Genomic DNA, 21,384 nt, shown 5'->3' with positions numbered 1-21,384 from the left:
AGAAACAAAGTCCGTTCGGCCCGAGCACACCTTCGGCGACGATGGTGACTTTGTTAGTGGCGCCATCGATCCGGTAGACGTTGGCGTCGATCTCGGACTCCGCGACATAGCCTTCGTAGTTGCCGAGCAGGCCGAAGACTGGATCGGTGAGCCAGATCGAGCCGTCGGATTTCACGACGACGTCGTTGGGGGAATTCAGCCTCTTGCCGTTGAAGGAATCGATCAGCACGGTAATCGAACCGTCATATTCGGTTCGGGTCACGCGGCGCCCGCCATGCTCGCAAGTGATCAGGCGCCCCTGGCGGTCGCGGGTGTTGCCGTTGCCGAAATTCGACGGCTTGCGGTAGAGGCTGACGTTGCCGGTTTCCTCTTCCCATTTGATGATGCGCTGGTTGGGAATGTCGCTGCACAATAGATATCGCCCGTCGCCCACCCATACCGGGCCTTCGGCCCAGCGCAGTCCTGTGGCCAGTCTTTCGACGGCCGACAGTTTCAGCCAGTATTTTTCAAAGCGCGGATCGAGCGCGCAGATGGCGGGATCGGGATATTGCGTCGCCGGCTGCCAGCCGGGGCGAGCGGGTTTGTCGGACATTTTCTGTTCTCGTTGCTGTGGATTCCTCGCCTGGTACCGCGTCTGCTAGCATCGCCCGTTCGCGGCGGCAAGCGGCTCCTTCCGTCATTGCGAGCGAATGCGAAGCAATCCATAGTGAGAAAGCAAACTGGATTGCCGCGTCGCTTGCGCTCCTCGCAATGACGGCGATCCTTTCACCTTGCCGCCTCGGGCTCGCGGCGCCATACTGATTTCAATTTCGCGACAGGGAGCGATGAATGCCACGCATATTGATGACCGGCGCGTCTGGGGGAATTGGCACTAGTTTGCGAAAATTGTTGCCGCCGATCTATCCGGACCTCGTGTTGAGCGACCTGAAGCCGCCCGCCGATCTCGGCAGGAACGAAAAATTCAAGGCGGCGGAATTGTCCGATCTCGCCGAGGTGGAAGCTGTCTGCGAAGGCGTCGACGGCATCCTGCATTTCGGCGGATATTCGGTCGAGGGCCCGTGGGACACCATCCTGCAGTCCAATATCATCGGCTGCTACAACCTGTTCGAGGCGGCGCGCAGGAAAGTCGTCAAACGCATTGTGTTCGCCTCATCCAACCATGCGGTCGGCTTCTATCCGCGCTATCACCGGATCGGCACCGACGTGACGGCGCGGCCCGACAGCCGCTACGGGGTCAGCAAGGTTTTCGGCGAAGCGGTCGGCGCGCTCTATGCCGACAAGCACGGCATCAAGGTCACCTGCATCCGGATCGGCAATTTTGGCGAGAAGCCGATCGATCACCGCCGGCTTTCGATCTGGCTGAAGCCGGAAGACCTGGTGCAACTATGCCGAATTGGCCTGGAGCATCCCGACATTCATTTCGAGATTTTCTACGGCGCCTCGCACAACGAGCGCTCGTGGTGGGACAACCACCGCGCCTTCGACCTCGGCTATCGCCCGACCGGCCGCGCTGAGGATTTTCGCGAGCATGCCTTTGCCGAGCAGGCCAAGCTCAAGCCAGATCCGGTCGGCGACTTCTACCAGGGCGGCACGTTCTGCGGCATGGAGTTCGACGGCGACAGGAGCGGGATTTTCGATTTGAAATAGAACCTGTTCCTCGGGCCACTCAGGTTCGCGAAGGAAGCCGCCGCATCATTCGATCACCTGGTCGGCGAGCAATTGAAGCGAGTTGGATACGCTAAGCCCGAGTGCCGCCGCCGTCTTGAGATTGATGATGAGTTCGTATTTGAGCGGAAGCTGAACCGGCAGGTCTCCGGGGCTTGCGCCCCGCAGAATGCGGTCGACGTAGGACGCGGCCGATCGTACCTGCTCCAGCTGATTGATTCCATACGAGATCAAGCCACCGCTTTCGGCATAGAAGCCGAACGAATAGATCGCCGGCAAGCCAAAGCGGGCTGCGAGACTGATAATAAGATCTCGCCGCGTCGCCGTCAGGGCGCTCGGCGTCACGATGACGCCGCCGCCTTGCTCTTTGAATGCCGACAGCACTTGCTCGATGTCGGCGGCATTGCGAACCTCGGCTGGGCTCACGGCGATCCCCATTTGGGGGCCCATGGATTCGATCACGCGCAGGAAGGCCACATTCGGAGCTATTTCCGGAACGTGCACGACAGCAATACGGCGCAGCCCGGGCGCGATCTGACTTAGATAGCGCAGCCACTTCCCGGCGATTTCCGGCTCGAAATTGTGGAAGCCAGTGATATTTCCGCCGGGATGAGGCAGGTTGGCGACAAATCCGCTCCCGACCGGGTCGGATACCCAGGTAAAGACGATGGGGATGGAGCGCGTGGCGTTCAGTGCCGCCGCGACCACCGAATTCGTGGAGACAAGGATCACATCAGGCGCGAGCCCTACAATCTCCTTGACCATGCCACGCATCCGTTCCTCGCTGTCGCCGGTGAAGCGATAGTCGAAGCGGATGTTGCGCCCCTCGGCCCAGCCGAGGTCCTGCAACGCTTGTCTGAAGGTCTTGAGATAGGTCTGCCAAACCTCGTCGTCCTCGGCGAAACCCATGACTACGCCGACACGCCTCAACGCGGAGCTCTTTTCCGCGCGCGCGGTTAACGGCCAGATCGCCGCCCCACCGAGCAGCGAGATGAACGCCCGGCGCATAATGTCAGACATCGGCGCTTCTCCGGCTTGTTCTTGCGACAATCTATCACGCGCTGGGCTCGCTTGCAGCTGTGCCAAAGAAATCGTGCTGATCGATCCTGCAGGACATCGGGCCGTCGATTTCCGCGAAAAATCGCTTCTGAGCACGCACGATGTGACCACCATCAAGATGGCTGCACGACACACATTGCCAGCCGAGGAGCGCTCGCGGAACGAGGTGAGACACTAAGCCGCTGCGCTTTCGCACGGAGGTGCTGTACCAATTCAGGTGTCTCAGCCCGAAGCTGAGGTTTCTAGCGAGAATGACGTTCGGTTCAGACTGCCTGTTAGCGAGGTTCGCTATGGTGCAGAGCGAGCAAAGCAAACGTAGAATAGAGGCGCTGACGCTTCATTTTAATGATCCCGTCCTGGAGCGACGCTATCGCGAGTCACTTCGACCGTTCCGACATGCAGTCATGCAGATGCTATCGTTGGCCGGGTCGGCGCTCTGGATCATATTCACACTCCTTAATGCACTCACCATCCACGATCGCTCCGAGGCTCTCCTTGCGGTCAGGCTCATCGCTATTTTCGTGACGACTGCGTCATTCATCACCACTTTGCTCCTGAAGCCCGGCCGTTGGGTCGAGCCTGCCGGATTCGCAATATTTGCCTTCAATATCGTATGCTTGACGCTCGTTATAGCGACAATGTCCCCGATATCACTTCCCTATTATTCGCCGCTGGCGATCTCGATGACGCAAGGGATCGTGTGCTTCGGGCTCGCAATGATGAGCTTTGTCGAAGGGATGCTGCTCGCGCTGATCACAATCTTCCTGTTTTTCATTACTGCGACCGTGTTCTGGCCAGAGCCCGCCCTCGTCATTCTGTTTAATGGAACCTGGCTGTTCACGGTGATTTCGCTGGTCGGGATTGGCGCCTATTGCCTGGATCGAACCATGCGTGTCGCATGGCTCAGGCAGGTCGACCTGACCGCGGCGGAAGAGCGCATCAGAGTGTTGCTGCACAACATCCTGCCGCCAACGATCGCTGCGCGCAAGCTGCGAGGAGAAGCGGTGATCGCTGACAATTTTTCGGCTGCCAGCCTGCTGTTTGCGGACCTTGTTGGCTTCACCGAATTGTCGGCGAAGATGAGCCCGACTGACGTCGTCGGCCTGTTGAATGACCTGTTCGCCCGTTTTGATCGCATCGTCGCGCGTTATGGGCTCGAGAAGATCAAGACCATCGGCGATTGCTACATGGTCGCGTCAGGAATTCCAAACACAGACCCGGAGCATCTCAAGAAGCTAATGCGGGCAGCTCTGGAAATGTTGAGCGAAGTCGCCAAGGTGCGGGTGCCGGATAGCGGTACACTATCGATCCGAATTGGAGTTCACGCCGGGCCCGTGGCTGCGGGAGTAATTGGCGAGTCAAAATTTAGCTTCGACGTCTGGGGCGATACCGTAAACGTAGCCAGTCGGATGGAAAGCTGCGGCGTCGCAGGACAAATCCAGGTCACGGATGCCGTCGCAACGGCGCTGGCCAACATCTACTCCTTCGATGGACCGGATTTCATAGACATCAAAGGCAAGGGACTAACCCGTGTGTGGCGGCTCAATCCGGCCTGCAGCTAAATTGCAAATACGCGGTGCAATCGATACCGATGCACACCTTTCCTGAAGCAACGTCTTGTTTCGACTCGGCAAACTTCACGCAAGTCGTCGCGCTCGGCTTGTGCAGGCCGTCGTGGTCAATGCAAGTCCGCGAGAGCGATGGCGAGCGCGACAGCACCGACCAGAATGAGGCTGAGCGCCCAGACGGTATCGAGGTTGAACCAGCTTTGCGAAACAAATCGCAGGCCGAGATATCGGTAGACCAGCCACGCCGAGCATCCGCCGGCCGAAACCATGGCGAGGGTGTGGACGACGGAAACGATCATCGCCATTTCCAGATTTGCCGCGGAAAGGATCGCCGCCGATTCGTGGCCGGAGTCGGCACCGGCAGTCTGGCAAAGCCCGAGATAGATCGGAACGAGCATCAGGCCCGCGCCATGCGCGATGGCCACCGCGAATGACCAGAGCGCCAGATGATTGGGCCTTATCCTCGCGAGCAAGCGCGGATGGCGGGGATTAAGCAGCCGCCAGATGCCGAAGCCGATGACGAGCAGGCTGGCGCCGGCCTGGATCTGATGCTGCCACTGAGCGAGCACGAGCAGCAGCGCGAACGGCAACAGCACCACCAGCATCGCCGCAAGATGTCCGATCGACAGCGGCCAGAGCGCGGCAAGCAGCGCGCGCGGGCTCTTGTCCATGAGTCCCGCAGCAACCGCGAGCGGCCACCCCATGCCGGGATTGATCCCGTGGTAGAGGCCGCTCACAATAATGGCGAGCCACAGCCAGGCGGATGTGGACTGCGAGCCTGCCAATTCAGACCGACGGATAGCAGAAAGAGTCCGTCGAGCAATCGCCGCCCTCCAGCCGGATTTGATGTGGGCGGTATCCGTCGGGGAAGCTCACCCAATAATCCCTCGCCAGTTCCAGCCCGCCATTCGCACCGACATTGGCCATGACCCCGGCGCCCGCAAAACCGCCAGGATAGAATTGCTCATCCCATGTCGAGTAGAGCGAGTTTGTCCAATAAACCCGCTTGCTGTCACGGCTGATTTCAACCATCTGCGGCCCGCCGCCAAACGGCTTGCCGTTGGGATGAGGCGTGCGCCGCGCGATCCCGCCGATATGCACGGAGCCTGCCAGCTTCGGCTTGCGCGGATCGCTGACGTCGTATTGCCGCATCTCGCCGGTTCCCCAACAGGCGACGTAGAGGAAGCGGTCATCCATCGACAGGTCGATGTCGGTGACCAGCGGCGGCACCGCGCCGAAGCCTTGCAGCAGGGGTGGCAGTTTTTCCTTGTCTGCCGGTTCCGGCGGAATCGTTACGGTCTTTTCGGCGTGGAATTTTCCTCCTTCGCGCCACCAGGTCCAGATCGAGCCCTCGAGGTTGGTGGTATCGACGACGACGCCCGCGAAGCCATACTCCTTGACGGGATCGTGAGCGGGACGCACTTCGAGCACCATCTGGTGGTTCGCGCCAAGATCAATGGTCTGGACGTTGCGCCGCGCGCGCAGATCCCAGAAATGAAGGGAGTGGCCGTACTTGTTCGACAGCAGGTCCTCAGGGACAATTCCATTCTCGAACTGTGGTGGCAGCCCCCACTCGCTCGTCACCATGTAGTCGCGCGGCAGATTCCACCAGAAATCGTAATGCCTCTTCTGCGGACCGCGGTCGATCTCCCAGCGACCGAGGACCTCGAAGGTCTCGCAATCCATGATGAACACACCCGGAGGTCCATCCGTACCATCCTTGCCGCTGCCGCCGAGCGTAGAGACGTAAATGCCTTCCGGTCCGCAATGGATGGTGTGTGGCCGCGAGTAGCCCGTCTTCTTGAACACTTCTTCAGGCTCAATGATCTTGTGAATCTTCGCCTTTGTCGGGTCGGGTTTGGTATCCACGATGTAGATGCGGGACGAACGCATCCCCGGGATGATGAGATAGCGTCGCTCGATGAACGCATGCCCGGTGAGCGGAGACAGCGCCGAGGAGCAGGCGTTCCAGCCGAAATGATGAAACTCGTCACCCTTGTTCGGCATCGTCACGGTGTGAACGATTTGACTGTAGGTCGGCGATCCCCTTTTCACATCGATCACCGCGAGCGCGTCCGGCCTCGAGAAATCCGGACTGAGCAGCAGGGTGTAGGCAAAGTTCTCGGGCGGCGCTTCCATTGCAAGTTTGGGCGATGCGTAAAACGTGGGATCAGGTCTGATCGTCATCGTACTATCTCCCGCTATCTGTCGTTGTGCCAAAAGCGCTTAGAAATTTGAAGCGAGGAACAAACAAATTGCAGATTACTTGATAGTTCAATCCGCTGAAGATGCCAGTTGCGGCATCATGCACGTTTCTCAACGGGCGCTATCGTGAGAGTCCTTTTCTCGCGGGCAATCAAATTCGGAGCATGTGCGACGGAGAGTCGCATCGATCGGTTCGGCAGCCGACGCGTGTTCGGCGCGCTCGAGCGCAGCACCCAAAATCTTCAGCCATCCACAAGCTGGGCCGGCCGATTACCTCATCTTTATGAGGACGTGCCCGTAATGAGGACGTGCCCGTACGCGCCGCCGTCTCGTCGGGACCGAAGCAGGCGCCTCAAAAGCTGCCTTTGTCAGGCGCCTTCTGCGACCTTCAAACAGGCATTTCCGAGAGGTTATGGCGCAGCGGCATGTTTTTGGCGAGTTCCTCCTTCGGAATTCGCTTCTTGACCTCGAGCTTTCCGTTTTCCACGCGGCTGATATAGCAATCGATGATGCCGACGTGGTCCTCCTTGCGGATGATCTTGTCGCCTTGCGGATGGGCGAGCGAATTCGTCATCTGCATGCCTTCAAGCGCACGGATGACACCCTCGACGTCCTTGCGCGTCTTGTAGCCGGAAGCCTCGATCGCCTGTTTGAGCGCGAAGATGTCCTCCCAGGCCTGCCAGCCGTGACTTTTGTCCATCACGCGGCTACCCCCGATCTCGCGGGCGTCGACATCGTCGATACCGAGTAGCTTGTTGAACTCTTTGTGAAAGCCGTCGTCCTTTGCCTTGAGCTGACGCGGAAAATTCTCGAAGAAATACACTCCCTCCGCCGCGCCCTTGATGTCGTCCGGCGCAATCGCCTCGATGCTGGCCGACGAGGAATACATCTTCATCTTCTTGTCGAGTCCCATGCTCTTGGCCTGGGTATAAAACGCAACCGACAGCGAACCGATGAACGCCGGCAGCAATACCTCGGTATCGGCGGAAACCTGCGCCAGATAAGGCACGAAATCCTTGGCATCGAGCGGCACCGGAATGGCGTTGAGGACCTTGCCGCCGGCACGCTCGATATAGACCTTGGATTCCTGCGACGTGCTCTGGCCCCAGGCATAATCTGCATAAATGATGGTCCAGACCTTGCCCAAATTCTCGACACACCAGGGCAGACTGGCCGCTGCAATGGAATAGGTGTCGGTGCCCGTGCGGAAGGAAAAGCGCGTGCCTTTGCTGCCTGTGGCTTCCGTCGCCTCGCCGGTCGAGAAGTAGATGGTCTTGAGTTCGCTCGCGATCGGGATTGCCGCCAGCATCACGCCGGAATGAACCGAGCCGATGATGAATTCAGCATTGGTGCGTTGAATGAGGTTGCGCAGCTTGCGCGCGCCGCTCGCAGGGTTGGATTCGGTGTCCTCGGTCGCCAGTTCCACCTTTCGACCGGCAATTCCGCCACCCTGGTTGATCAGGTCCACTGCCGCTTTGGCCGCCTTGTCGTGCCACACGCCCCACGACCCTATCGCGCCCGTGATGTCGCAATGATGCCCGATGACGATTGGCCCGGAAGCCTGCGCGAATGCGTCGCGCATGACGGTGAGATTGGCCGTGCCGGCGGCCGCGCCGCCCGCCAGGGCGCATTCGAGGAAGCTGCGGCGCGATAGTTTCCTTGCCATGTTCACATCCCTCCCTAAAACGGCTGAATTATTGCGAAAGTCCGAGATAACGCTGCACTATTTCCGGCTGATTTTTAAGTTCGTGCGACGTGCCCGAATGGACAATAGCGCCTTTTTCCATAAGAAACACGCTTGAGCACAGTTTTAGCGCGGTTTCGACATTCTGCTCGACCAGCAGTATCGATACCCCGCCCTGATTGATGCGGTGTATCTCACGCCTGATCTGCGACACCAGCCGAGGCATGATCCCCTCGGTCGGCTCATCGAGGATGATGAGCCTAGGGCGCATCATCAGACAGCGCGCGATGGCCAGCATCTGCTGCTCGCCGCCCGAGAGCGTGTTGCCCGCTTGCTTCAGGCGTTCCTTGAGTCTCGGAAAGCAGGCAAAGACATAGTCCTCGCGCTCCCGGTCACGCTTGCCCTTGAGGGCGATGTTCAGATTTTCCAGAACCGAAAGACCGGGGAAAATGCCTCGGCCCTGCGGCACGTAGCCGATACCCTTGCCGGCAATTTCGTGCGCAGGGTAGTTGGAAAGATCCAGTTCGTCGAACTCGATCATCCCGCTCGTCTTCGACACCAATCCCATGATCGCACGCAGCGTCGTGGTCTTGCCGACGCCGTTGCGTCCGAGCAGGGCGGCGGATTCTCCCGACTTCACCTCGAGGTTGACACCCTGGAGAATGTGCAGCTTGCCGAGATGGACGTGAACGTCCCGGAGGCTAAGCATTTAAGGCCTCCTCCATGAAGTCCTCATCCTCCGGGCGACCGAGATAGGCTTCGAGAACGCGTTCATCGTCGACAATCGCCGCCGGATTGCCGCTGGCCAGGATCGCCCCTTGTGCAAAAACGGTGATGTCGTCGGCGATACCGAAGACGACGTCCATGTCGTGCTCGATGATGACAATGTCGATGGTGTGCGCCAGATCGCGGATTTTCGCAACCGCGCGGCTGGTCTCGGCAGGGCTCATGCCGCAAGTGGGCTCGTCCAGCAGAAGCAGGCTCGGCTCGGAAATCAGTGCCATGCCGATCTCGAGCATCGCGACGTCACCATAGGACAGGGTACCGGCCGGACGCTCTGCCAGAGCGGTGAGGCCGATCTGCTCGAGCGTCTGCTCGACACGCATTCTTGTATCCCTGTCGCCAGCGGCGGCGCGGAACGGATTCAGGAACCGGTTTCGCGCCTGCCTTGTGATCCAGAGATTGTCGGCAACGTTGAGGTCCGGAAACACGCTCTTGACCTGAAGGGTCCGCTTGATCCCCATTCGGCTGATGACATACGGCCTGCATCCGGTAATGTCGCGGCCGCGAAAGAATATCCGGCCGCTGCTCGGACTGAGAAGGCCCGTTACAAGGTTGAAGAATGTTGTCTTCCCGGCGCCGTTCGGGCCGATGATGGCGTGAATCCTGGCAGGCGAAAGACTGATGCTGAGGTTGTCGATCGCGGTCAAGCCGCCAAACCGCTTGGTCAGATTCTCGGTTTGCAGAACGGGCTCGCTCATGGTTCGGCTCGCAGGGTCAGGCGTGACGGCGCCTTTTTGACGGTCTCACGCCCGGTGAGCCGGATCATCCAGCTGTTCCAGAGACCGACGATCCCCCTGGGCGCGAAAATCACCGACAGGATCGCCAGCAAGCCTACGATCAGCGAGTGATGCTCCCAGTGGCTGGAAACGATCTCGCGGATCACGATGAACAGGGCGGTTCCGACCAGCGGTCCAAACATCGTGCCCGCGCCGCCGACAATGGTCCAGACCACGGCTTCGCCGGAGACCTGGTAAAACATGTAGGTGGCGGAGGCGTAGCGGCCGAAAAAGGCGAACAGCGCTCCGGATACACCGGCCAGACAACCTGCCATGACGAATGCGATCAGCCGCAGCGCATAGACATTGAGGCCGATCAGCGAGGCGCGAAGGTTGTTGTCGCGGATCGCCAGAAAGCCCTTGCCGAGCGGGCTGTTGATCAGCCTGTACATCAGGAAGAAGCAAAGCGACACCACCGCCAGAACAAAGAAATACTGGAAGGTCGGATCGGTGAGACCGATTGCCTTGCCGTCGAACCTGAAGACCGGCGGCAGTGTGAAATTGATGCCATCGTCGCCGCCGGTCAAAGGCTTCATCGATACCGCCAGAAAATAGAAGATCAGCGAGAACACCACGGTAATGATCGCGAAATAGTGCCAACTCAGGCGCACCGCGAAGATCCCGGAAACCAGGGCCATGGTCATGGCTGCGGCGATGCCGAGCCCGAACGCCGGCCAGAACGACAGGCCAAGGCGATCGATGCCCAGCGCGACGCCATACATGCCGAAGCCGAAATAAAGCGCCTGCCCGAACGACAACAGCCCGACATAGCCGAACAGCAGGTTGACGCTGGCGGCAAACAGCGACCAGATCAGGATCTCCGTGATCACGCTGACCCAGAAATTGTCGATCAGCGCCGGGATCGACCACGGCACCGTGACCAGGAATGCCGCGCCTGCCGCCGCGAGCGCCATCTCGATGGACCGCCGCCTCATTTCGTGAAACCCCCGAACAGCCCCTGCGGCCGCAGCAGCAACACCGCGCTCATCAACACCAGCGAAGAAATTCGCGCAATGGTCGGATCAGCGACGCTCTGGATCAGCCCCTCGAGAAATGACAGCAGAACCGCGGCCGCCACCGTACCCGGCAGGTTGCCGAGCCCTCCGATAATGACAGCCATGAAACAGAAGGGCAGCACGTCGACGCCGCCACGAAAATCAACCGTGGTGATCGGCGCAGCCACCGCTCCACCAAAAGCGGCGAGCGCAAAGCCGATCCCGAAGGTCATCACATAGACGCGCCTGGCCGGGATGCCCATTGCGATGGCCGTCTCGCGGTCGTGCCGCACGGCCCGCATCCAGATTCCGAGCCGGGTGTGCTGCAGGAAGAAAAAGAAGCCGGCCAGAGCCGCCAGTGCGACCGCCGCCGCGAACAGGCGATAGATCTCGTAGTCGACCCCGAACAGGGGAACGGTCCCCTGAATCGGCGCCAGTATCCGCCGTGGCGTAGCCCCGAAGGTGATCCGAACGGTTTCCTGAAGGATGAGGGAGAGCCCGAAGGTCGCGACGATCGATAGAGCGGCCACGCCATGGATCGGCTGGATGACGAGGCGCTGGATGATGGCGCCGAGGAGAAAGCCGATCAGCGGCGCGACCAGAAAGCCGATCCAGAAATTGCCCGTCACCGACAGGCTGAACCATGCCAGCACCGTACCGACCATGAAGAAATCGCCATGCGCGATGTTGATGATGTCAAGCAGACCGAAGATGATCGAAAGCCCGAGCGCGATGAGCGCAATGATCAGCCCCCAAATCAGCCCATTCATCGCCAGCAGAAGTACCGTGTCTTTCATCTTCAGCCGTAACCCATGGCCATGCCGCAAAAACCCGACGCGGCAGCATCCGACCTTCAGCACTTCCACGCAAGGGCCAAGAGGCATCCCGCGGCTACTTTGGCGCGTTCGATGCAGCCGCTGCATAACGATCGAGCACGCCCGCCGGCACCATGTGGTGGTCGATCTTCAATTGTTCCGGTGACAATCCGAGCGCCAACCCGACGAGTTGCGGAAGGTGCAGAACCGGCATGTCGAGTTTCTGCGCGATGTCCTTTTCCATCTCGGGCTGAAAACTGTCGAGGACGGTGTGACAAAGCGGGCATGGTGTGACCATGGTCGTTGCACCCCCTTTCTTCGCGGCAAGGACCTGTTTGCCGGTCAGCTTGATCGCAACTCTCTCGTCGTGGGCGGCTGTATGAAATCCGCAGCATTCGGCGCGCCCGCTATATTCGATCGGCTGGCAGCCCAGGATTTCGGCAAGCCGTTCAAGGGCGCGGTTGTTCCGTGAATCGACAAACCCGTAATGCGCCGGCGGACGAGTGATATGGCAGCCGTAAAAGGCTGCGACGCTCAGACCTTTGAGCGGATTGACCACCTGCTGGCTCAACCGCTGCTCGCCGATTTCCTCATGCAACACCCAGAGGAAGTGGCTGATCTTGGTGCGTCCGCTGTAGTGCAGGTTCTCGTCCGCAAGCCTTGCATTGACCGATCTTGCGAGTTCGGGATCGCTGACAAAGGCTGCGTGCGCATCGAGCACATTGAGCGTGCAGGTATTGCAGATCGTCATCAGGGGCAGGCCATGGCTTTCCGCCAGCGCCAAGATGCGGACGTTGAGGGCATAAAAGCCGGCCGGATCGATCGCGCGCAATTCGCGCGCGCCGGTGCAGGTGGCCGATTCCAGTTGCACCAGATCGAGCCCGAGCCTTTTCGCCACAAGGTGCGTCGCCTCGTTGAGTTCGGCACAGGTGCTGCGCGCGGAACAGCCCGGGTAATAGGCGAATTTCATGGCTTGCCCGCTCCACCGCCCAAAAGGCGGGCGGCCGCCCCGGCCGCGCTGGTTTTGATCCCGAGCAGCGTCTTGATCGGGTCGATCTTGCGGCGCGCGAACAACCGCCATAGCCGCGTCAGATTGCGCAAGCCTCGCAGCCCCTGAACCCTCAGCACCAGTTCGCCGGGATCAACCCGGCCACGGCGGGCAACGATGTCGCGCAGGGCAAATGGATGCCTCGCCATTTCGGGATTAAGTTGCGCCGCCTTTGCCTTCAACGGTTCGATAACCCCACTGACGATCGGGATATGCGCCGGACATGCCTCCTCGCATTTGTAACAGGACACGCAATTGAATATCCCGGTCAGCTCAATCGATCGCCTGACCTTCTGCGGATTACTGCGTGGATCAAGCGCGGTCTGGCCCAACTGAACCAGCGGCGCGGGACCGGCGAAATCGGTCAGGTTTCCGAGGCCGATGACCGGACAGGCCGAGTAGCAGCACATGCAACTGATGCAATCGAGCGCCTTGGAAGCGTTCTTCATCTGCTTGTGGGTGAGCGGCTCGGGGAACCCTGCGTAAGGCTCATGGCGCTCGATCCACGGCTGAAGACTTGCGACCTTTTCTTCGTAGCGGGTTCGATCGACGACGAGATCGCGAACGACGGGCAAGTTGCGCAGCGGCTCGATGACCATGTTCGGCTCGACCGCCTCCCAGCAGGCAAGCACCTCGCGGCCGTTCATTCGGACCGCGCAGGTTCCGCACATCTTCGATCCGCAGAACCATCGAAACGCCAGATCAGGGGCCGCATTCTCCGCAATCCAGTTCAGGGCGTCCAGCACCCTCATCCATTTCTGGTACGGCACCCGAAACTCCTGGTAGACGTCGCCGCCTGCGGTGATCTCGGACCGGCGCACCCTGAGCGTCAAGAGATCGCCCGGCGCCAGCCGGGAATTGCGCGCGGCCAGCGTGTCGTGCTGTTCGACTTGCCCCAACCGGCGGCCGTCAACGGCCAGAAGAACGGGCACCGGAACGTCGCCGGGAGGAACCATTGTCACCAGGAGACCTCAAGGTTATCTTTTCTGGAAAAGCCGGGCGCAAATAGCGGCAGGTCATAGGGCCGTTTCTCGAATTTCATGCCATTGCCGGATTTCCTCAGAACATTGGCGGCGAGCCAATTGTCGTTGTCGGTCAACGGGAAATCCTGTCGAATGAACGGTCCGCGGCTCTCCTTGCGCTCGAGCGAGGAGTGGATGACGAGCTCGCAGACATCGACCATATTGACCAGGTCGATCGCGTCCAGCCACTCGTAGTTGACCGTTCTTGCAGTGTTGCTGATTTTCATGCCGGGTAACAGCTCGAGGCGAATCCGCTCGATATCGTCGAGCGCCGACTTAAGGTCGGAAGCGTTCTTCTCGACGCCGACCTTTTCCCACATCACCGCCCGCAACTGTTCCTTCAGCCTGCACGGCGAGGACCCGCCGCCGGAAGAGGCGCGCAAACGGTCCAGCCGGCGGCATTCCGCCTCGATCTGCGCTTGCGGCACGGAGGAGATCCTGGCCGTCGCAATGTCCTTTGCGACACCTTCGGCAACCACCCGCCCGTCATAGGTTGCAAGGCCGATCAGACCATTGCTGTGACCGCCGACGCCGCCTGCGGCATAGAGCCCGGGAATCGATGAACGCATGGTGCTGGTGTCGACATCGATGCCGCCCTGCCGGTAGTGCGAGGAGACCGCCGTCTCGGCCAAGGTTGCGGGAAATGGCAGGCCGAGCTGGCGAAAGGTCTTGCCATAGGTCGTATAGGTCTCGACTTCCGCCGCATCGCAATGGTCGAAACCCGCATAGTAACCGCCCTCGTAACGGGCCTTGCCGGCACGAACCTGCTTGACCAGCGCTTTCAGCTGCACGGTGTAGGGGCCGAAGGCCAGCGGATCGTCCTGCTGCTGGTTGAAGAACTCCTCGCCCGCCGAGTTGAGCATTCGTGCCGATTTTTCCGAGCCGAGCATCGGGTTTGGATAGATTTGCATCCGCTGCCAGCACGGAGGGTGCGCCAGGTCGTTGGTGTGCCACCACTGCATTTCCATGTTGACCAGGGTTGCACCTAGCCGCCACGCCATCGCGATCCCGTCTGCCGACATCTCTCGCGTCCCGGTGGAGCGGGTGTGCAGGCGATCGGAGTAGCCGGTCGCCAGAATGACCGCGCGCGCGATCACGGCCGTATATTCGCCGGTGATGGTGTTGAGGCAGAAGACGCCGGCGACCGAGCCGTCGCCGTTGCTCAGGAGAGAGGTGGCGACCGTCTCCTCCATTCGCGCAATCCCTGCCTTGATCACCTGCTTGCGGCGCAGATCCATGAACGGCACGCCCGAATTGCCCTGAACATTGGCGGCGATGCTGCGGATCTTCCCCGGGCTCGTGACGACCTCGCCGGAATCGTCGCGGCGGAAGTAGAGGCCTGCTTCTTCCAGCTCAGGGTAATAGACCTTTTCGATCCACTGGCCGCAGCGCTGCGCCCATTTCTGATCGATCAGGAACTGGTTGTGATACTTGATCAGGAACTCGGCCGTATTGCGGGCGTTCTCTTCGCTGTTGCCCAGAGCCCGGCCGGAGATCACGAGATTGCCTGCGAACAGCGACGCTCCGCTCTTGCCGACCAGCCCCTTGCAGATGATCAAAGGCTTGATGCCCCGCTCAGCCAGGTTGAGCGCGGCATAGCAGCCGGCTGCACCTCCGCCGATTACGGCAACATCGGTCGTTATGACCTGCATTTGGCGTCCTCAAGGCCCGGCTGTCGTTGTCCACTATGCGCCAGATTTCCTCGACGGGAAGCCTTTGGCGCAGGTTTTTCGACAGGGAACATCGCGTTGTGGGAGAAGCAGCCAAAATGATCGCGCGCTGATGGATCGAGGACCTTTGGCGACCTGTTGGCCTTTATTGACAATCATGCTGCGGGCTTCAAAACTGGGACGTCAAACAAGTCGAATTTAAAAGGATATTGCCACCATGGCTGACGGGCTGCGCAAGGGGCTGACGAGTTATGGCGATGCGGGTTTTTCGCTGTTCCTGCGCAAGGTCTTCATCAAGGCGATGGGGTATTCGGACGATGCGCTGAACCGCCCGATCGTCGGCATTACCAACACCTACAGCGATTACAATCCCTGTCATGGCAACGTGCCCCAGATCCTGGAGGCGGTGAAACGCGGTGTGATGCTGTCGGGCGCGATGCCAATGGTGTTTCCGACCATCTCGATCGCGGAAAGCTTTTCGCATCCGACCTCGATGTACCTGCGCAACCTGATGGCGATGGATACCGAGGAGATGATCCGCGCCCAGCCGATGGACGCCGTGGTGGTCATCGGCGGCTGCGACAAGACCTTGCCGGCGCAGATCATGGCCGCCGTCAGCGCCGATCTTCCGACCGTCGTCATTCCGGTGGGGCCGATGGTGGTCGGGCACCACAAGGGCGAGGTGCTCGGCGCCTGCACCGATTGCCGGCGGCTGTGGGCGAAATACCGCGCCGGCGAAATCGATGATGACGAGATCGAAGCCGTCAATGGCCGGCTCGCGCCTTCGGTGGGCACCTGCATGGTAATGGGCACCGCGAGCACCATGGCCTGCATCACGGAATCGCTCGGCCTGTCGCTGCCGATGAGCGCGACCATTCCGGCCCCGCATGCCGAGCGCTTTCGCCTGGCAGAGGCGAGCGGCAAGGTCGCGGCCGAATTGGCCAAAGCCAGGGGACCGAAGCCCAGCGAATTGCTGAGGAAGTCGTCGTTCCGGAATGCACAAGTGGTGCTGCAGGCGATCGGCGGCTCGACCAACGGTCTCATTCATTTGACCGCGATTGCGAACCGCACGGCGCACCGCATAGACCTTGAAGCCTTCGACAGGCTTGGCCGCGAAGTGCCTGTTTTGATCGACCTCAAGCCGACCGGCGCGCATTACATGGAGCATTTCCATCATGCCGGCGGGTTACCGAAACTGATCGCCCAGCTCGGCGACCTGATCGATCTGGACGCCAGGACGATTACCGGGGCGACCTTGCGCGAGGTCGTCGCGCGCGCCGAAGAGGTGCCGGGGCAGGATGTCATCCGCGCGCGCAAAAATCCGATCAAGCCGGAAGGCGGGCTTGCCGTGCTGCATGGCAATCTCGCGCCACGCGGCGCCGTGATCAAGCATGCGGCGGCGACGGCTAAACTGTTGCAGCATACGGGTCGCGCAGTGGTGTTCGAGTCGGTGGAAGACCTGACCCAGCGCCTCGACGATCCCGCGCTCGACGTTGGTCCCGACGACGTGCTGGTCCTGCGCAACGCCGGACCCAAGGGCGCTCCGGGCATGCCGGAGGCGGGTTACCTGCCGATCCCGAAGAAGCTCGCTCGCGCCGGCGTCAAGGACATGGTGCGGATTTCGGACGCGCGGATGAGCGGCACGGCGTTCGGCACCATCGTGCTGCATATTACCCCGGAATCCGCGGTCGGCGGTCCCCTGGCGCTGGTCAAGAATGGCGACATGATCCGGCTCGACGTCGCCGGGCGCAGCATCGACCTGTTGGTCGACGATGCCGAGCTTGCGAGGCGCCGTAACGCGATGAAGCTGCCAACGCCGGATTGGGCCAGGCGCGGCTACTCGTACCTGTTCAACGAAACCATTCTGCAGGCCGATGAGGGCTGCGACTTCGATTTCATGCGCGCCAAAGGAAAGGGGTAGGCGAGAGGAGGAAGCGCATCTTCACCCTCAGTTCGATTGACATCCCGACAAGGCCGATGGGATGATTGAAAAAATCAAGAGAGGGGAGGGCAGAATGAGCGTCCCGCGGGGTATCGTTGCGGTTTTTGCCGCGGCATCGGTCTTGTTCACCGCAAGCGCGCATGCGCAGGAGGCGAAGCATTACCGCTTTGCCTACGACCAGCCGAAGACGACGGGCTACGGAATCCTCGGCGATATTTTCGCCGACAAGCTCAAGACGCTCAGCAAGGGCACCATGCTGATCGATCAATATCCGGGCGCGCAGCTTGGGCAGGAACCGCAGGTGCTGCAGCTGGTGAAAGCCGGCGACGTCGAGTTCTGCATTTCGTCCTCTGCCAATGCCGCGACCCTGTCGCCGCAGGCCGGCGTGATGTCGATGCACTTCCTGTTCCGCTCGGAGGCGCACCTGATCAAGGCGATCGGCGATCCTGAAGTGTCGAAGGCTGTCAAGGCGATGATTGCGGATACGGTGCAGGGCGCCCACGTCATCGGACTCGCAACGCTGGGTCTTCGCCACATGTACTCAAAGCGCGAGATCAGGAAGATCGACGATATCAAGGGACTGAAGGTGCGCGTGCAGGCGACGCCGACGGAAGACACGATGTTTCCTGCCTATGGCGCGCAGATCGTCCACATGCCATTCGGCAGCGTCTATACCTCGCTGCAGACCGGCGTGGTGGACGTCGCCGAAAATGGCATCAACGTCTATCTCGCCAACAAGCATTATGAAGTCGCGCCGGTGCTGTCGCTGACCGAGCACGAGGCCAACAACAGCCTCGTCTGGGTCAGCGATAAATTGTGGAACAGCCTGACGGCGGAGCAGCAGGGCTGGGTGCAGGCGGCGGCCGACGAGGTCAACCGCACTCAGCCGGCCAGGGCGATCGAGCTCGAGCATCAATCGCTGGAGAAGCTGAAGTCGATCGGGGTCAAGGTCGTGCCCGACGTCGACAAATCGGGATTTACTGTCATCGCCGATCCTTACCTCGACAAGCTTGCCAAGGAGCTGGGCCCGCACGCCGAAAAGATCAAGACGCTGATCAGGGCGATCAATTAGGCTGTTTCTCTTTCTTCACCCTCCCCTGGAGGGGGAGGGTCGCCGTGAACGACGTGAGCGGCGGGGCGGGGTGATTGGCTCGTTTGTAGCTTCACCCCACCCCGTCTCACATTTCGTTTTCACTCAATGTGAGCCGACCCTCCCCATCGAGAGGAGGGTGAGTCGTTAACGTCGACGGAGCAAGTGGAATCAATGTCCATCGCCGACAAACTGGTGCTGCAGCGGCAGCGTCATCTGAAATGGCGGGCGTTCGACCGGCTCGAACTTGCGCTGATGATACTGTGCGGAGTCCTGTGCTTCGGCTTCTCGCTCTCGGTAATGTTCGACATTGTCACGCGCACGATCGGTCACCCCTGGCTGTGGCTGCAGGAGGTCACCTCGACCCTCTTCATCTACGCGATCTTCATTGGTGCTGCGGTTGCCACCCGCCGCAATGATCACCTGTATCTGACCGCGATTTCCGAATCGATGCACGGGACGCCACGTCTGATCGTCGAGATTCTCATCCGCATCGTGGTGCTGGGGGTAGCGTTCTGCCTGATTTGGTTTGGCTACATCAATTACCTGCGGGGCTTTGGCAGCTTTCGTCTCCCCTCGGGAACGCCGATCGCCTCGCTTTATGCGGCCATACCTTTCTCGGGCGTGCTGGTCGGCTTGTTCACGATCGAGCAGCTCGTCAACGGCATCCGCCATGGATTTGACCATCGCGAGCCGCCCGACGAGGGGCTTTCGATATCACCGGTCGAGACCGCGCTTCCGGCGAGGCCGCGGCCGTGAGTGCACCGCTTGTCCTGGCGCTGATGTCGTTCTGCTTCCTGTTCTTCGGCTATCTCGGCGTGCCGGTGCCGTTTTCGCTGATGGCGGGCGTCTTCATTGGCGCGCTTCTGACCGACGTTTCGCTGGCGGCGATCGTTCAGAAAATCTTCGACGGCGTGGATTCGGAAGCGCTGCTTGCGATTCCGTTTTTCCTGCTGGTCGGCGAACTCATGAGTTCCGCAAATGTGGTGGTGAGAATCGCCAATCTGTCGCTGTCGCTGGTCGGACATATCAGGGGCGGCCTGTCGCAGGTCGTCGTGGTCTTCAGCATGTTCTTCTCGGAAATGTCGGGATCGACCACCGCCGACGTCGCGGTGATGAGCCGCGCCCTGGGCGGACCGATGCGGCGCGAAGGCTACCAGCCTGCCTTTATCGCAGCGATCATCGCTTCCGCATCCACCATCGCCGCCCTGGTGCCGCCGAGCATCACGGCGGTGGTCTATGGCGCGGTCGGCAACGTCTCGATCGCAGGTCTCTTCATGGCCGGCGTCGTGCCGGGATTCATGATCGGCTTCGGCCTGATGATCTATTGCTATTTCTTCGGACCCTCCGGCATGCGCAAGCCGCGCGCGCCTTTGCGTCAGGTGGTGTTCGCGGCCGGCGACGCCGCGCTGCCGTTGATGATTCCCGTTATTCTTCTCGGTGGCATTCTCACCGGCTGGTTCACGCCGACGGAAGCCGGCGTGGTAGCGGTGATCTGGATCATCACCGTCGTGATCCCCGCGCTCAATCGCGGACACTTCAAAAAGATTCCCTACGACTTTTGCCTTGCCGGCCTGATCTTCTCGCTGCCGCTGATCACGATCGGCGCCGCCAACGCTTTCGGCTGGATGCTCGCCTACCTGCGTGGCGCGATTGTCATCGCCGACTGGATCACCTCGATTGCCGGCAACAATCCGCAATTCATCATGCTGCTCATGGTGCTGCTGTTCACGGTGGTCGGCGATTTCATCGAGCCGGTACCGACCATCATCATCTTCATGCCGCTGGTGAACGCGTTGACGCAAGCCGGCGACATCAATGGCGTCCACATGGGAGTGGTGCTGATCGCAACGCTGGCGTTCGGCCTGATCACGCCGCCATATGGGTTGGTGCTGCTGATGGCGTCGAAATTCGTCGGTGTCGGTTTTGCGAAGGCGTTGCGCGCGGCGCTGCCGATCTATGTCGTGTTTCTGGTCACCATCACCTTCACTATCTATTTCCCGAGCGTGGTGCTGTGGCTGCCGAAACATGTCATTCCGGAATCGGTCGGCTGCTTCAAGTCGCCGTCGGGAGCCGGGTACATCTGCCCGAATTGAGAACCGGCAGCCCAACGACAACTCGCCGTCATTCCGGGGCGCCCGCGATAGCGGCGAACCCGGAATCCATAGCCACGATCGGGAGTATGGATTCCGGGTCTGCGCCTGGCGGCGCATCCCGGAATGACGAAATTGATCGCGTACACCGATCCTATTTTCCCTTGCTCAGGAATTTTTTGATCGCAACGCGAAACTCCTCGGTGTGCATGCAGTCGATGATGGCGTCGCGCTCGGCATCGAGCTGCTGCTCCACCGTCGTCAGGGGAGCGCGATGGATCAGCCTCTTGGTTGCCGCGATGGCCGAGGGGGCGCTTTGCGCCAGGCGCAACGCCAGTTCGCGGGTCGCTGCCTTGAGATCGGCAGCCGGAACCACCCTTGCGACCAGACCCCAGTCAAACGCCTGCGATGGCGAAAAGCTGTCGTGGCAAAGAAAAATCTCAAATGCGCGGCGCGTGCCGACGGCAGCCGTCACCCCGACCGTCCCGCCGCCATCAGGAGACACGCCGAGCTTTGAATAGGCGGGCGTAAATCGGGCATCCTCTGCGGCGATGCAGAGGTCGGCGACGAAGGCGAGCGACAGTCCGGCGCCAGCGGCCGAGCCGTGCACGCTTGCAAGCACGACCTTCGGCATCCGCCGTAGCGTGGTGATGAAGGCGTGGTAATGCTTCAACAATTCTCCGACGATCGGCGCGATGGTGTCGGCCGCGGCCGCAGCACCTATGGTCTGCAGGTCGCCGCCGGCGCAGAATGCACGGCCGGCGCCTTCGATCACAAGGACGCGAATGTCGTCGGAGGATTCGATTTGCGCGCTCAGCTGCTCGAGTTTTTTCGCGATCGAAAGATCGATGGCATTGAACGCCGCCGGGCGATTGAGCGTGATCGTGGCGACCGGTCCGTCGATTAGAAGCAGGGCCGGATCGTCAGGCGTGGAGGCGGTAGCACTTTCGGGCGCTGTCATCTGCAATG

Annotated in this window: 19 protein-coding genes; 6 read left to right on the top strand and 13 right to left on the bottom strand. The window is 60.6% G+C overall.

Annotated elements, in window-relative coordinates:
- On the bottom strand, nt 1-592 hold a 592-nt coding region (locus tag VNX23_RS29940), incomplete at its 3' end, for an SMP-30/gluconolactonase/LRE family protein (RefSeq protein ID WP_325635307.1).
- 236 nt (nt 593-828) lie between these two features.
- On the opposite strand from VNX23_RS29940, the gene VNX23_RS29935 reads away from it, so the two are divergent.
- Nucleotides 829-1,647, top strand: a complete 819-nt coding sequence (locus tag VNX23_RS29935; RefSeq protein ID WP_325635306.1) for an NAD(P)-dependent oxidoreductase — start codon at nt 829-831, stop codon at nt 1,645-1,647.
- Nucleotides 1,648-1,692: 45 nt separating this feature from the next.
- On the opposite strand, the gene VNX23_RS29930 is transcribed toward VNX23_RS29935, so the two are convergent.
- Nucleotides 1,693-2,685 carry an ABC transporter substrate-binding protein gene (locus VNX23_RS29930; protein WP_325635305.1) on the bottom strand — a complete coding sequence of 331 codons (993 nt, stop codon included), beginning with the start codon at nt 2,683-2,685 and terminating at the stop codon, nt 1,693-1,695.
- A gap of 239 nt (nt 2,686-2,924) precedes the next feature.
- Between VNX23_RS29930 and VNX23_RS29925 the strand changes: the two genes are divergently transcribed.
- Nucleotides 2,925-4,286, top strand: coding sequence for an adenylate/guanylate cyclase domain-containing protein (locus VNX23_RS29925; RefSeq protein ID WP_325635304.1), 1,362 nt, complete (start codon nt 2,925-2,927; stop codon nt 4,284-4,286).
- Between the two features lie 116 nt (nt 4,287-4,402).
- On the opposite strand, the gene VNX23_RS29920 is transcribed toward VNX23_RS29925, so the two are convergent.
- The 10 genes from VNX23_RS29920 to VNX23_RS29875 all read right to left on the bottom strand — a co-directional run bounded on the left by VNX23_RS29920 (nt 4,403) and on the right by VNX23_RS29875 (nt 15,272).
- The gene (locus VNX23_RS29920) at nt 4,403-4,996 is read right to left on the bottom strand and encodes a hypothetical protein (protein WP_414643109.1); all 594 of its coding nucleotides are present in this window, start codon (nt 4,994-4,996) and stop codon (nt 4,403-4,405) included.
- 82 nt (nt 4,997-5,078) lie between these two features.
- Nucleotides 5,079-6,479: a selenium-binding protein SBP56-related protein gene (locus tag VNX23_RS29915; RefSeq protein ID WP_325635300.1), complete on the bottom strand. Its 1,401-nt coding sequence runs from the start codon at nt 6,477-6,479 to the stop codon at nt 5,079-5,081.
- A gap of 406 nt (nt 6,480-6,885) precedes the next feature.
- The gene (locus tag VNX23_RS29910; RefSeq protein WP_325635298.1) at nt 6,886-8,163 is read right to left on the bottom strand and encodes an ABC transporter substrate-binding protein; all 1,278 of its coding nucleotides are present in this window, start codon (nt 8,161-8,163) and stop codon (nt 6,886-6,888) included.
- Nucleotides 8,164-8,191: 28 nt separating this feature from the next.
- Nucleotides 8,192-8,890, bottom strand: coding sequence for an ABC transporter ATP-binding protein (locus tag VNX23_RS29905; RefSeq protein WP_325635296.1), 699 nt, complete (start codon nt 8,888-8,890; stop codon nt 8,192-8,194).
- Complete coding sequence (locus VNX23_RS29900; protein WP_325635294.1) at nt 8,883-9,662, bottom strand: ABC transporter ATP-binding protein; 780 nt, start codon at nt 9,660-9,662, stop codon at nt 8,883-8,885. Before VNX23_RS29900 ends, VNX23_RS29905 begins: the two co-directional genes overlap by 8 nt.
- Nucleotides 9,659-10,675 (bottom strand): branched-chain amino acid ABC transporter permease, encoded by a 1,017-nt coding sequence (locus VNX23_RS29895; RefSeq protein WP_325635292.1) that lies wholly within the window; start codon nt 10,673-10,675, stop codon nt 9,659-9,661. Before VNX23_RS29895 ends, VNX23_RS29900 begins: the two co-directional genes overlap by 4 nt.
- A complete protein-coding gene (locus tag VNX23_RS29890; RefSeq protein WP_325635290.1) occupies nt 10,672-11,532 on the bottom strand; it encodes a branched-chain amino acid ABC transporter permease in 861 nt (286 codons plus the stop codon). Before VNX23_RS29890 ends, VNX23_RS29895 begins: the two co-directional genes overlap by 4 nt.
- Before the next feature lie 94 nt (nt 11,533-11,626).
- The gene (locus VNX23_RS29885; RefSeq protein ID WP_325635288.1) at nt 11,627-12,520 is read right to left on the bottom strand and encodes a CoB--CoM heterodisulfide reductase iron-sulfur subunit B family protein; all 894 of its coding nucleotides are present in this window, start codon (nt 12,518-12,520) and stop codon (nt 11,627-11,629) included.
- Nucleotides 12,517-13,554, bottom strand: a complete 1,038-nt coding sequence (locus VNX23_RS29880) for a succinate dehydrogenase/fumarate reductase iron-sulfur subunit (protein ID WP_325635315.1) — start codon at nt 13,552-13,554, stop codon at nt 12,517-12,519. Before VNX23_RS29880 ends, VNX23_RS29885 begins: the two co-directional genes overlap by 4 nt.
- 2 nt (nt 13,555-13,556) lie before the next feature.
- On the bottom strand, nt 13,557-15,272 hold the full coding sequence (locus tag VNX23_RS29875; RefSeq protein WP_325635286.1) for an FAD-binding protein: 1,716 nt from the start codon (nt 15,270-15,272) through the stop codon (nt 13,557-13,559).
- Nucleotides 15,273-15,507: 235 nt separating this feature from the next.
- Here VNX23_RS29875 and VNX23_RS29870 point away from each other — a divergent pair, with 235 nt between their 5' ends.
- The 4 genes from VNX23_RS29870 (at nt 15,508) to VNX23_RS29855 (ending at nt 20,418) form a co-directional block, all read left to right on the top strand.
- Complete coding sequence (locus VNX23_RS29870) at nt 15,508-17,211, top strand: IlvD/Edd family dehydratase (protein WP_325635284.1); 1,704 nt, start codon at nt 15,508-15,510, stop codon at nt 17,209-17,211.
- A gap of 94 nt (nt 17,212-17,305) precedes the next feature.
- Nucleotides 17,306-18,304, top strand: a complete 999-nt coding sequence (locus VNX23_RS29865; protein WP_325635282.1) for a TRAP transporter substrate-binding protein — start codon at nt 17,306-17,308, stop codon at nt 18,302-18,304.
- 192 nt (nt 18,305-18,496) lie between these two features.
- On the top strand, nt 18,497-19,081 hold the full coding sequence (locus VNX23_RS29860) for a TRAP transporter small permease (RefSeq protein WP_325635280.1): 585 nt from the start codon (nt 18,497-18,499) through the stop codon (nt 19,079-19,081).
- On the top strand, nt 19,078-20,418 hold the full coding sequence (locus tag VNX23_RS29855) for a TRAP transporter large permease (RefSeq protein ID WP_325635278.1): 1,341 nt from the start codon (nt 19,078-19,080) through the stop codon (nt 20,416-20,418). The genes VNX23_RS29860 and VNX23_RS29855 overlap by 4 nt, the downstream gene beginning before the upstream one ends.
- 151 nt (nt 20,419-20,569) lie before the next feature.
- On the opposite strand, the gene VNX23_RS29850 is transcribed toward VNX23_RS29855, so the two are convergent.
- Nucleotides 20,570-21,376 carry an enoyl-CoA hydratase/isomerase family protein gene (locus tag VNX23_RS29850; protein ID WP_325635276.1) on the bottom strand — a complete coding sequence of 269 codons (807 nt, stop codon included), beginning with the start codon at nt 21,374-21,376 and terminating at the stop codon, nt 20,570-20,572.
- Nucleotides 21,377-21,384 lie beyond the last annotated feature (8 nt).

Source organism: Bradyrhizobium sp. (genome assembly GCF_035570375.1).
Lineage (GTDB): Bacteria > Pseudomonadota > Alphaproteobacteria > Rhizobiales > Xanthobacteraceae > Bradyrhizobium.
The sequence above is the reverse complement of the archived record's forward strand: the minus strand, read 5'-3'. Positions and strand labels throughout refer to the sequence as shown.